The organism is Campylobacter sp. BCW_6461 (assembly GCF_001762735.1).
In the GTDB taxonomy this organism is placed as follows: domain Bacteria; phylum Campylobacterota; class Campylobacteria; order Campylobacterales; family Campylobacteraceae; genus Campylobacter_D; species Campylobacter_D jejuni.
In genome coordinates this window covers 32880-43931 of sequence record NZ_MJXJ01000002.1, presented here as the reverse complement: position 1 = coordinate 43931, position 11052 = coordinate 32880, and the positions used below count along the sequence as shown (strand labels likewise).

The window sequence follows — 11052 nt, the reverse complement described above, 5'->3', positions numbered from 1 at the left end:
TAATTCTTTATCACTCATTGCAACTTCTTTGGATCTTTTGGTGTGCGATTATCTACAAGATAATTTAAAGAAAATACATTTTTAGCTTCTTTGGAATAAGGGTTATCTGTGATAGTCACACTAACCTTGTAATCGTTTTGTGGTAAATTTGGATAAATAAGTTCCATTAAATCTGTTAAGTATTTATTAGGGCTTTTAATTTCTTTTTGTAAAAGTTTTTCCATTTCATTAAAAGCATTAATGAAAGCGATTTTAAATTGTAAAGCTTTTTTGCCTGTAAAACCCATTGCTAAAAGAGAGAATCCATCGCGAGTTAGATTATAACAACGATCTTTTCTTGTTTTTCCTTTAACTTTGCCAAAACCCCTAATTTCAGTATTTCTGTAGGTCTCCCCAAAATTGAGGAGATCTTGAGAAGTCCCTATTTCTCGCAAATCATTTAAAATGTTCTCAATATCCCTTAAAACATTATCATGTCTTTTCCCAAAAACCTTAGCCACATCTAAACTTGTGCAAAAGATTTGATTACCTTTGGTGCCAAATTGCACTTCTTGTTTATTAATAAGCACTTTATTACTCATTTTTCATCTCCTATGAATTTTTATAAAATTCTTTTAGTTCTAATACTTTTTCATCAAGACTTTTATTTTCTTGTGAAAAAATTTTTTCTATAGTATCTATGTGTGCTGTTCCAGTTGATAGTATTTTTAGGTTTTCACTCCCCAAAGAACTAAGATCAAGAGTGCAAATTACTTTTTCATCTTGTCTTTTGATTAAAAATTGTCTTTTCGCAGGATTAAAACCTTTAATGATCATATATTCATCATAGCTTAAGCCTATTCCATTTACATATTCTTCTTCTTTGGCTTTTGGATTTGGTAAAAATACCATTGTTGCTGATTGTTCTATAAGAGTTGCAGCATTTTTAAGCTTTAAAAAGTCTTCTACACTTTGTGTAGCAAGTCTTAAAAATCCATTCTGCTTTCTAATGGTTTTAAACTTGTTTTTAACTTCTTCTTGCACGATTTCATTTTCTAGCCACTTCCAAGCTTCATCAATATCAATACAAAGTCTTCTGCCATCTGCTAAGCTCATTACACGCCAAAGAATGTAATAACTTAGTATCCCTGATACATCTTTATCATCAAGAAATTCTGTTCCATCGATTCCAAATAAATTGATATCGTCAGGAAAATCTAAATTGTCGTATTCGTTATCAAATACCCAGCCAAATTGTTTGCCTTTTTTAAAAAGTGCTAATCTTGATTTAAGAGAATTATCATCATCTACATTTTCAGTTAAGTTTTCTAAAAGTAAAGAGATAGGATATTTTCTTTCTTCTTTTTCAAAACCTTTCATAAGAGAATTAACAGCATTATTGAGCATTTCTTCTTCTCTAGTTGTAAGAATTTCATTATTTCTAGTTACTAAAAGTTTCATTAGCGATTGAAGTTGTCTTATGTTTTCCTGTGTGCTTTCAACCATGAAAGGATTAAATCCTGTTGGCTTACCGTTTTCAATGCTAATATATCTACCGCCACCACAAAGTATGTTGCCTAACGCACCTTTATCCTTATCTAAATAAATGGCTGTAAATTTTCTGTTTTCTTCAGGAATATCATCAGGAAATGTATCTTTGCTAGCGTATTTCATCATTTGATCTACAATGAAGTTCATAAACACTGTTTTACCGCCACCACTTTGTCCTAAAATTAAGGTATTAGCTAAAAAGAGTTCTCCGAAATCATTTTTATTTGCACCAGAACTTTGGTGAAAATTAAAATAATAAGGTTGTTTGTTTGGTGTTTTTAAAATGCTAACAGCGTCACCCCAGCAGTTTTTATCTCTTTTGCCTATAGAAAAATTATGTAGAGCAATTAAAGATGAATAATTAATGGATGAGATAAGATTAATGCGTGGGCGTATTGCAAAATTTGATGGTAGTTGCGAAAAAAATGTCGCAGGTAGGGCGATTGTTGCTAAAGTTACTCCAAATCCTAATTCGTTCATCTTTGTAACAACTTCATTTGTGTTGTCTTTACATTCTTTTATAGTATTTCCATACACAAGAATTGAAAAATGATATTTGCCAAAAGAGATTTCTCCATTTGTAAGTTGATCTAGTGCTTCGTCGATTTGTGCTACTTGTGAAAAACCATCATCTTCGGTTGCAATGAGTTGTTTTTTCTGTTTAGATATTGCTGATTTTGCATCCACTCTAGGAATAGGAGAAAAGCTTTGAGTTATAGTGTATTCCACATCTAAATACATTAGGATATCTAAAATTCCTGCAAAAGTTTCATTTGTATAGTCTTTAATTTCAATGCATCTAGCAAATCTTTTTGTGCTATCATTTTGGTTAAATTGAATAGTATCGTGTCCAAATTGTATGTTTTGTAAATTACCATTAAGGTACTGATCTATAGGACTTGGTAATACTCTTATAGGATTAAATTTACCACCAAGTAAATAATTATAAAATTCTAGTTGTTTAGAGTAGGTTTTATCATCTTTGGAATATGTTTTTAATCTTTTTGGGTTAAAATCTTTAATATTTGCTTCTAGTCTATCAGCAAATTCACTAAATTTAGCTAGAAATACGCTAATTGTTTTTCTTTTATTTTCAAAAGAGCTTTTCATAAAAGTTGTTTTTTCTATTTTCACTTTTAAAGGATTGAAAATAAGAGTTAAATATAAAGAATTTTTTCTAAGAGTTCCTTGCTTAAAACTCTCATAATATTTTCTGTCAATTTCTTCTAAAAAAGCATTATTAAATTTCGAAGTTAATTTGTCTTCGATAGAATATCTACAATTATGAAAATAAAAGCTTACAGGTTCATTTGCAAATGATTTAAATAGCATATTCAAAAGATCATTTTTAATATCTAGCTCATCATCATCTTCTGCTTCAAAACTAATTCCTCCAATCTCCCAAGTTGTCATTAAAAGATAATCTTTTGTAATGACTACAGAATCGTTTATTAGTGATGAAAAAGGAATTAATTTTTCAAAATTAGGTTCTGCATTAAGTCCGAAAACAGATATTTTTGGAAAATTAGAATTTGGTGGCATTTGTCTATAAGAATTTGTGCTATAAGTTTTAGCTTTATAATAATTCTTAGACGCAGGATTAGAGAAAAATCTCATTTTTAAAAACATTAATCGAAAAATAAAATCATCTCTTTTTGTCATTGCTTTCATAATAAAAAACACAGGAATAGAAAAGCCAACTAAAAAAATGTTTTGACTATAAAACGCAACTAAAATAATACTTCCCATTGCTATAACAAAAGGTGTCATCGGAACGCCAAAAATCATAGGGGGACGCGTTAAGCCTTTAAAAAGTGGATTTTTCTCCATAGCTAGTCCTATTTATGTAATGATATAACCAGCTATTGCCGAAGCTGATCCAAAAATAACACCGCCAATGAAAATAGGTGCAACTTCTCTAAGGGTTTGCCCCTGAAACATAATTTTAGATCCACCCCACATAAATGCAATTGTGAGTAGCACAGCTCCAAGTGCATACAAAGCAGTGCTTAAATTTTCCATAAAGGTATTAACTTTGTCAATACCACCAGCCGCAAATACGAATATAGGGCTTAATAAAATTAACGACAATAATTTTATTTTCATTTTATATCCTTTATTAAAAAAATTGTTCGTTAAATTTTAGTTTTATTATTAGTTAAAAAAATAATTTAATTTTTGTTTTGTAATTAGATTAATATTATTCAAAAGCTTTTATTTAAGTATCAGTTATTTTTTACTAGAATTTATTAGATTTTTAATGAAAGGATAAAAAATGGCATATCCACTTTTAGGCACAAGAATAGTTTTAGATGAAGAAAAAATTTTAAAAGAAGGCAAATATAATTTAGAAGATATGTATAAAATGATAGATGAATATGCCAAAGAATCAGGAATGATAAAAATCAACAAAGAAACTTATCATTGCAAGGGAGATAAGTATGATTTGGGCTGTATGGCTTTATTTATATATAAATATTTGATTGATTCTGAATGGTTTACAAAAAATGCAAAAGAATGGATTTGGATTAGTGAAAAAGAAGGAAATAGCGATTTGATTTCTGCAAGTAAAGCCGAAGGAGAAGGAATTTGGGAATAAATCGCAAAGCAATTAATTTTGATTTATCTACAAAAAGTCTTGAAAAATATTTTAAAGACACAAGAGAACCCTATTCTTTGATTAAAAAATTTATGCTCGAAAATGGTTTTGAGCATAGACAATATTCAGGTTATACTTCAAAAGAACCAATAGATGAAAGACGAGTTGCTAGAATAGTTACTAAACTTGCTAAAAAATTTACTTGGTTTGGCGAATGTGTTAAAGAATTTGATATTACTGAAATAGGAGAGCAATACAGCTTAAAAGATACTATACAAAATCTATGTATCAAAGAAATTAATAAACAAGCTGGTTACAATAAGGATTTTCATGGCAAATTTAAAGAATTTACTCAAAAAACACCAAAAAATCAAAAGTTAAAAGATTTAGAACGATGAATATAGCATATATTAGAGTATCAACAAATAAACAAGAATTAGATTCTCAAAAGTTAGAAATTATGGAATATTGTCATAAAAACAATATCATTTTAGATGAAATTTTAGAAGTAAAAATAAGCTCTACAAAATCTCAAGAAAAACGAAAAATCAAGGATTTAAAACAAAGATTACAATCAGGCGATTTATTAATAGCGACAGAACTTTCAAGACTTGGTAGAAGTATGCTAGAAATAATTAATTTGGTTCTTGAATTTAATGCAAATAATATTAATTTTCTATTTTTAAGACAAAGAGAACTCAGCAATTTTAACAATCCTTCTTCAAAACTCATTCTGTCAATTTATGCTTACTTGGCGGAAAATGAAAGGGATCTGATCAGCCAAAGAACAAAAGCAGGACTTGAAAATGCTAAGGCTAGTGGTAAAAAACTAGGACGCCCGAAAGGGTCATTAAATAGTATTTATGATAAGGATATAGATAAAATACAAACTTTGCTTGATAAAGATTTATCTATCAGAAGCATTTGGAAATTATTTTATAAAGATAGTGGAAAAACTTACGATGGGCTATTATGGTTTATTAAAAAACGAAAATTAAAACAAAAATAAATTTTTTATTTAAGAAAAATATAAAAAATTTTGTAATAAAATTTAACGAACATTTAATCAAATGTAAAAAAGCATATTTTAATTATATAAAATTAAGTTTAATATTTTAAAATTATATACCATCAACCATCAATCAAATAAAGACTTTTGTAAAAGAAATCTATTGTCTTTGGTGTTTAGTTGATTCATTGGATCATCACGCTTAATATATCTTTTTACCTTATTATTGCTTTGATAGATGAAAAATAAATCATTTTCATTTTTATACTTATTATGAAAAAATTCATCATCATAATCAGCAAATTCTACGCCTTTGCCATAGATATTGATACCAAACTCTATAAGTTTGTCTTTTAATTTAATGATTTCTTTTTTTTGTCTTGAAATGATAGAATTTTCTTTATAAAATTTATATGCCTTAATCTCGCAAAACTCACTATAACTAAGAATTTTTTTATCAGGGAAACTTGTTAAAAATCTAATCAAATCTTGTGCGACTAAAGAATTTAAATTAATAAGAATTTTTGATAAATCATCATCATAAGAAAGAGTGGATTCTGTTTCGAGTTTTTTAATATATTCCCTACGAACTGTTAGCACGAATACAGATACAATTGTTCCATTTTCTTTTGTGATACGCTCTACAGAGTCAAACATTAAAATGCCTTTATCTCTTTGAGTGATTGTTTTTTTATCTTTATCTTCTACATTTTGAGTGAAAGCCAAATCATATGCAAAACGAGAGATTTCTGTAAATTTTTGTTTTAACCAAGAATAATTATTAGAATTTTTATTAAGATATTGTTTTAAGAATTTATAGGGCTCTAATCTTACTTCCATATCCCAAAAATTTTCTTGATATTTTTTAATAACACTTGTATCCACATTTTTTTTGATATATAAAAATAAAGCATCTAAAATATTCCTATGAGTTTGCGTAAGCAAAGAGTTCTTTAAACTTATGGCATATGATGAGCCATTCGCACCTGTCATTTTAAAATCTATTTTATTATCATTTTCTTTAAATACTTTATAAAAATTAGTGTCTGTAAGCTTTCGTGAGCTTAAATAAAAAACACCTCTATTTTCATTCATTGTTACATAGCCTTTTGCTAATTCATTAACACTTACAGCAGAAATATCTTTTTTATTGATAATCTCCAAAGTATTAGAATCAATGCTATTAGCTCTAAGATTTACAATTGAAGGCTCATCAATACTAGAATTTTGTAATACTTTAATCGTTTTTTGAAATTCTCCAGCATTGATATTATTATTATCCTTTAGCACTTCAAGCAAGCGATAGGTGGTAGAATTTTTATCTTCTCCTTTTTCGAACGAAAGTTTATAAACAAGTCTAGGAGCATTGATAATAACAGAGCTACCCATAAGACTTTCGCCTTTTTTGTCTAAGTGATGAAGTAATAAAATAGCTTGATTATTTGATTTTGCTACATCTGTTAGAATATTAAAGAAATTTTGCACATCGTTTTGATTGTTTTGATCTTTAAAGCCTAATGTTGAGAAAAATGCACTAAAGGTATCAAGAACAATTAAATCACAATCTGCTAACTCATTAAGTTCTTCTTTTAAACAATTTATAGGTTCTTTATTGATTTTCGGAAGTTCATTCGAAAATTCAAGTTCCGCAGTATTAAAAGAATAAAAACTTTCAATATTTTTTATGCGTTCTAAAATTGCTTTATTTTTATCTTCTACACTCCAAAAAAAGGGTTTTAAGCCATCATTAATAGCATTAGCACAAACTTTTAAAGCTAAAAAAGACTTGCCTACTTCACTATTACCACTTAATACAGCTACAGAGCCCCTTTCTAGTTTAATTGTATCTTCGCAGATTATAGAAACATCTTCATCACTAAAAAGTCCGAGTGTAATAGTATTAATAGTATTTCTTTTTGGCATTTTTTAATCCTTCGCTACTTCTATGATCTCAAATAGTTGTTTTATGATTTTAGGGTGCAATATTTCTCCACTATGGTGAGGAATAACCATTCTATAAAGTCCTTTTTTATAGATTCTATGGCTGCCTTTTTGTCTATCAATCGAAAAATCATTTTGCAATAAAAGCTTTTCCGCTTCTTTTGCAGTCATTCTTGGCAATTCAGGCATTTGCTAAAACCATTGGAATAATTGAAGTCGTTTTATTTTCAATAATCCTTTTCTCTTCATTTGCAAGACTTTCTAAATAAAGCTCTCCAGCTTCTTTTATATTGACTAAAGCTTCTTCATAAGTATTTCCTTGAGAAACACAACCTTCAAACTCTAAAATGCGTGCAAAATATCCATCCTGATCTTTTTCAATAATAATATTTAATAGCATTATTTGATTCCTTATATTAAAAAATTATAAAATTGACTTAAATGTAACAAATATTTTAACCTTCTGAATAAATTATATCAAAGTATCACATCTATGTCAATAGATATCAATTTTCGAGCATTATCAAATAAAATTGACTTAAATGTAAGCATCTATTACATTAAAGTCAACAAAAATTGTTAAATTCTTCTCTTATTCCCAAATAAAATTGACTTAAATGTAATGATTTTTGACTTAAATGTAATGATTTTTGACATTTTTACGAAAAGAACATATGGAAAATAGGGACTTTAAAAAAACAATTGACTTAAATGTAATAATTCCTAAATTCTTAAATTTATTAAATTTTATAATATTAAATAAGGTAAATCAAAAATTAAAATTTTTGAACTTTTATTTTAAAAAACTCCAAACAGAAAGTGTTGCTAATAGAAATAGAAATTATGATATAATGTTTTAATAGAAAATAAGCATAAGAAGCAGAGGTGAAAGAATGTGTAAAATTATTAAATATTTAGATTATGCTAGACTTAACACCCTAGAAAAGCTGTATTTTGATTTAACAATTATGGCAATTGTAACTTTTTTAAGTTTTTTATTTCTTGTTTTTGAATTTTTCATTTATGAAAATATTGCTGTTTTCTTTCAAGATTGTTTTTTAATGTCTGTGATTTTTATCATTGGAATGATAGGTTTATTTCATACTTGTAAAGGTTTGAGAAAATACAAAGAAATTTTAAAAAGTAATAAAAGAGAAGAGTTCATTTAAATATTAAGGCATTATCTTAAAGAATAAGAGCCCTAATATTTAATAATTTTTTACTTTTGTTTTTTGAAAAAGAATCAGAACTAAAATTTATTTGTTGTTCTTAAAAAATTCCATAGCACTTTCTCGTGGCTTTTGAAACGACTTAGAATAACTTGCCTTATAAGCATTTGCACATTCTGTGTCAGTTTTCGCAGAATTAGCATTTTTATCGCATTCTTTGATTTTAGCTTCTAATTCTGTAGCATTTTTTGGATCTTCGTAATACTGCACTGTTTTTGGCTCTGAAGAGCAAGCAGAAAAGACACCAGTAATAACTGCACCCAATAAAGCTAGTTTGATTGTATTTTTCATTTTTAATCCTTTTTTGTATATTTATAATAATTATAATATACTATTATTAACTAATAATATATAAAAAATATTTTTATATATTATTTATATATTATAATTACAAAGAGTAACTATTATTATCTAGTTATCTCTTTTTCAGGTTGTGTTTTTTCCATAGATTTAAAAGCTTTAAGCTTGTTATGAAAATCAATAAAATTTAATTGTTTTTTGACTTCATCAAGCCCTTTGTTTAAGAAGATATCATTAAAATCACTCACGCCTTGTCTTGCTTCTTGATCACTGATTTTTGGAATGATAATTTTAATATCTGAAAATCTTTGCTGAATTTCTTTTGCAGTTTCCACGCCAACATTAGAAAGACCTTTTAATTCTCTTTTTTTATCATTATCTGCTATTAAAGTTATAGGAGTATTTTCAAATTTATTTTTTAGGGTTTCAACAATTTTCGATAAATTTCCAGCATCAACACCCATTATCACAGGCTTATTAAGTGCCTTATATATAGTTGCACCAGTAGCAAAACCCTCACAAATATAAAATTCTTTTAAATTATGCAGTGTTTTAGCTCCTATTATATGAAAGCAACCTTGTTTTTTTGCAAGATATTCTACGCCTTGATCTTTTTCTTCTTGAGTTTTAATGACTCCTATGATCTTATCTCCATTTGGAAATATTCTTTGCACAGACCATAATTTTCCATTCTCGTCTTTTAAAGGAATAAGTAAAGAACCTTTGTTGTCTTGTTTAAGATAAAAGTTTTCATCAAAGCCTTTTTTCTTTAAATAAGCGTGATTAGAATTAGCCCATCTTGCATTATTATACTCATCTTCAAGTTTTAAAGCGGTTTTTTCTTGCAAAGCTAAAATCTCTTTTTCTCTAAGCTCTTGATCTTTTTTTATTTGCTCATGTAATTTTTGAGAATTTTTTATATTATTGCTTTGATTTTTTTCTATGTGCATTTTCCAATTTTCTTTAATGCCTGTTTTAAAATTTTGCACAAATCCTGCAGGATAATCGTTTAAAAAACCGCTATAGGCACCGCTTAATTCTCTACCTTTATCATTAGTTGTTTTTACTCTATGAATTTTACCATCCATGATAGGTAAGCCTTCAATAATTAAACCTTGATTTTCTAAGGCAGATTTAAAAGCAGTTAAAACTTCATTTTCATCAAATGAAAATTCTTTTTTTTGGTGTGGATAAAGCCATTGTGAAAAAATATTTTTATCTAAGCTTTTTGGAGCAAACCATTTTTTTTCTTTGTCATCCCACATTGCCCCTAATGATTTTGCTTTTTCTTTGTCTTTAAATGGAACATAAAGATAAATTCTTTTTTGTGGCATTGCATATCCTTTTGATTTCTTTATCTTGATCGAGAATATGTTTTTTCATTGCTGATTTCTTTATTTGGTAAAATTTTATTTAGTTTTTTTTTGAAAAATTCATTCATTTTTTCTTTAAAAAATGATTTTTTATTAATTTGTTTTTTTTCAAATTTTTCTCTAGTTTCTGAATAAGAATTTGCAAATTCTGATATCATTACTCCTATATCTTTATTAGCTACTTCAGATAAATTTTTTAAAGCTTTAAAAGTTCCATCTAGCATTTCATCATATACTTTTGGTTTATAAGTTCCAAGTTGATTATTGAGATCTTTTTTTATTTCAGGATTTATATTTTCTTTAGATATTTTAGAACTACCAATATTAATTAAATGTTCGATACCTTTTTCAAAATTTTTATCACCAAGTCTTATATTTAATGGTATTTTTTCTTTATCAGTAATAATATCAAATTTAATATATTGATTTGAAAAATCTTTTTTTAATAAACTTTCTGCAATATCAAAAGTTTTTATTGTATTAAAAAATTTATTTACATCTTCACCTTCATAAGTTCCCTCTTGTATAGCTTCTTTATATTGCTCATTAAGTTCGCTTACATCTGTAACTTTTATCTTGTAATCTTTTTCCATTTTTATTCTCCTATGATAAGTTTTGTTTTATTGTTTTTTTGCAGTATCTATTTTATCGTTTCTATGATTAAAATCATATAAGTTATTTATTTTATCTAAGATATTTTTAGTATTTTTACAATCAAACTTTTCTACCAATAAATTAAATTCATTTTTAAAATCTTCATTTATTTCAAAATCTTTAAATAGTGCCGATGAAAGTTTTTTATATATACGCTCTTTATTTTCTTTTTCTTTTTGGCGTAATTTTTTTAATTTTTCATCATACTCACGCTTTAATTCTTCTATCAATTTGCTTTCTTTAAGCATAACATCTCCTTTATAATATTTATGTAAATGTATTATCGCAAAGTAGTCTTAATGTTTTATAAAGCTTAATAATGTAGAATAGCGATTAATTGAAATAATTTAATGATTGCAGGATAGCCTTTTATTTCTCAAAAAGTTACCTTTTTAAAAAATAAAAGGCAAAAACTCT

General features: G+C 26.9%; 14 protein-coding genes. 4 read left to right on the top strand and 10 right to left on the bottom strand.

Annotated features, from left to right (window positions below; all coding sequences use genetic code 11):
- Positions 1-14 precede the first annotated feature (14 nt).
- The 3 genes from AJ882_RS00260 to AJ882_RS00250 are packed head-to-tail and all read right to left on the bottom strand — an operon-like array spanning position 15 to position 3636.
- Positions 15-581, bottom strand: coding sequence for a Rha family transcriptional regulator (locus AJ882_RS00260; protein WP_057991364.1), 567 nt, complete (start codon positions 579-581; stop codon positions 15-17).
- Between the two features lie 10 nt (positions 582-591).
- Positions 592-3360 (bottom strand): VirB4 family type IV secretion/conjugal transfer ATPase, encoded by a 2769-nt coding sequence (locus AJ882_RS00255; RefSeq protein WP_070273476.1) that lies wholly within the window; start codon positions 3358-3360, stop codon positions 592-594.
- A gap of 12 nt (positions 3361-3372) precedes the next feature.
- A complete protein-coding gene (locus AJ882_RS00250) occupies positions 3373-3636 on the bottom strand; it encodes a TrbC/VirB2 family protein (RefSeq protein ID WP_002779625.1) in 264 nt (87 codons plus the stop codon).
- Positions 3637-3805: 169 nt separating this feature from the next.
- Between AJ882_RS00250 and AJ882_RS00245 the strand changes: the two genes are divergently transcribed.
- Genes AJ882_RS00245 through AJ882_RS00235 form a run of 3 tightly spaced genes read left to right on the top strand, consistent with a single transcriptional unit; the run spans position 3806 to position 5138 of the window.
- Positions 3806-4129 carry a hypothetical protein gene (locus AJ882_RS00245; RefSeq protein ID WP_002779624.1) on the top strand — a complete coding sequence of 108 codons (324 nt, stop codon included), beginning with the start codon at positions 3806-3808 and terminating at the stop codon, positions 4127-4129.
- Complete coding sequence (vapD, locus tag AJ882_RS00240) at positions 4120-4527, top strand: VapD family protein (RefSeq protein ID WP_002801138.1); 408 nt, start codon at positions 4120-4122, stop codon at positions 4525-4527. The genes AJ882_RS00245 and vapD overlap by 10 nt, the downstream gene beginning before the upstream one ends.
- The gene (locus AJ882_RS00235) at positions 4524-5138 is read left to right on the top strand and encodes a recombinase family protein (RefSeq protein WP_002803413.1); all 615 of its coding nucleotides are present in this window, start codon (positions 4524-4526) and stop codon (positions 5136-5138) included. Before vapD ends, AJ882_RS00235 begins: the two co-directional genes overlap by 4 nt.
- A 129-nt stretch (positions 5139-5267) precedes the next feature.
- Here the strand turns inward: AJ882_RS00235 and AJ882_RS00230 are convergent, their stop codons facing one another.
- Genes AJ882_RS00230 through AJ882_RS00220 form a run of 3 tightly spaced genes read right to left on the bottom strand, consistent with a single transcriptional unit; the run spans position 5268 to position 7479 of the window.
- Positions 5268-7061, bottom strand: coding sequence for an AAA family ATPase (locus tag AJ882_RS00230; RefSeq protein WP_070273475.1), 1794 nt, complete (start codon positions 7059-7061; stop codon positions 5268-5270).
- Positions 7062-7064: 3 nt separating this feature from the next.
- Positions 7065-7268: a type II toxin-antitoxin system HicA family toxin gene (locus AJ882_RS00225; RefSeq protein WP_002790340.1), complete on the bottom strand. Its 204-nt coding sequence runs from the start codon at positions 7266-7268 to the stop codon at positions 7065-7067.
- A complete protein-coding gene (locus tag AJ882_RS00220) occupies positions 7261-7479 on the bottom strand; it encodes a type II toxin-antitoxin system HicB family antitoxin (protein WP_002789241.1) in 219 nt (72 codons plus the stop codon). Before AJ882_RS00220 ends, AJ882_RS00225 begins: the two co-directional genes overlap by 8 nt.
- Positions 7480-7972: 493 nt before the next feature.
- Between AJ882_RS00220 and AJ882_RS00210 the strand changes: the two genes are divergently transcribed.
- Positions 7973-8248, top strand: a complete 276-nt coding sequence (locus AJ882_RS00210) for a hypothetical protein (RefSeq protein WP_070273473.1) — start codon at positions 7973-7975, stop codon at positions 8246-8248.
- Positions 8249-8335: 87 nt separating this feature from the next.
- On the opposite strand, the gene AJ882_RS00205 is transcribed toward AJ882_RS00210, so the two are convergent.
- From AJ882_RS00205 to AJ882_RS00190, 4 genes are all read right to left on the bottom strand, one after another.
- Positions 8336-8599, bottom strand: coding sequence for an EexN family lipoprotein (locus AJ882_RS00205; RefSeq protein ID WP_057993026.1), 264 nt, complete (start codon positions 8597-8599; stop codon positions 8336-8338).
- 116 nt (positions 8600-8715) lie between these two features.
- Positions 8716-9942, bottom strand: coding sequence for a DUF5710 domain-containing protein (locus AJ882_RS00200; protein ID WP_070273472.1), 1227 nt, complete (start codon positions 9940-9942; stop codon positions 8716-8718).
- 20 nt (positions 9943-9962) lie between these two features.
- A complete protein-coding gene (locus AJ882_RS00195; protein WP_002779779.1) occupies positions 9963-10574 on the bottom strand; it encodes a hypothetical protein in 612 nt (203 codons plus the stop codon).
- A 27-nt stretch (positions 10575-10601) separates the two neighbouring features.
- Entirely contained in the window at positions 10602-10883 is a 282-nt protein-coding gene (locus tag AJ882_RS00190; protein WP_002779778.1) for a hypothetical protein, read from the bottom strand.
- Between the last annotated feature and the right edge of the window lie 169 nt (positions 10884-11052).

Coding starts and splice junctions, on each gene's coding strand:
- AJ882_RS00245 (WP_002779624.1), top strand. CDS start 3,806: ATGGCATATCCACTTTTAGGCACAAGAATAGTTTTAGATGAAGAAAAA.
- AJ882_RS00200 (WP_070273472.1), bottom strand. CDS start 9,942: ATGCCACAAAAAAGAATTTATCTTTATGTTCCATTTAAAGACAAAGAA.
- AJ882_RS00190 (WP_002779778.1), bottom strand. CDS start 10,883: ATGCTTAAAGAAAGCAAATTGATAGAAGAATTAAAGCGTGAGTATGAT.
- AJ882_RS00230 (WP_070273475.1), bottom strand. CDS start 7,061: ATGCCAAAAAGAAATACTATTAATACTATTACACTCGGACTTTTTAGT.
- AJ882_RS00260 (WP_057991364.1), bottom strand. CDS start 581: ATGAGTAATAAAGTGCTTATTAATAAACAAGAAGTGCAATTTGGCACC.
- AJ882_RS00205 (WP_057993026.1), bottom strand. CDS start 8,599: ATGAAAAATACAATCAAACTAGCTTTATTGGGTGCAGTTATTACTGGT.
- AJ882_RS00210 (WP_070273473.1), top strand. CDS start 7,973: ATGTGTAAAATTATTAAATATTTAGATTATGCTAGACTTAACACCCTA.
- AJ882_RS00250 (WP_002779625.1), bottom strand. CDS start 3,636: ATGAAAATAAAATTATTGTCGTTAATTTTATTAAGCCCTATATTCGTA.
- AJ882_RS00235 (WP_002803413.1), top strand. CDS start 4,524: ATGAATATAGCATATATTAGAGTATCAACAAATAAACAAGAATTAGAT.
- AJ882_RS00220 (WP_002789241.1), bottom strand. CDS start 7,479: ATGCTATTAAATATTATTATTGAAAAAGATCAGGATGGATATTTTGCA.
- AJ882_RS00255 (WP_070273476.1), bottom strand. CDS start 3,360: ATGGAGAAAAATCCACTTTTTAAAGGCTTAACGCGTCCCCCTATGATT.
- AJ882_RS00195 (WP_002779779.1), bottom strand. CDS start 10,574: ATGGAAAAAGATTACAAGATAAAAGTTACAGATGTAAGCGAACTTAAT.
- AJ882_RS00225 (WP_002790340.1), bottom strand. CDS start 7,268: ATGCCTGAATTGCCAAGAATGACTGCAAAAGAAGCGGAAAAGCTTTTA.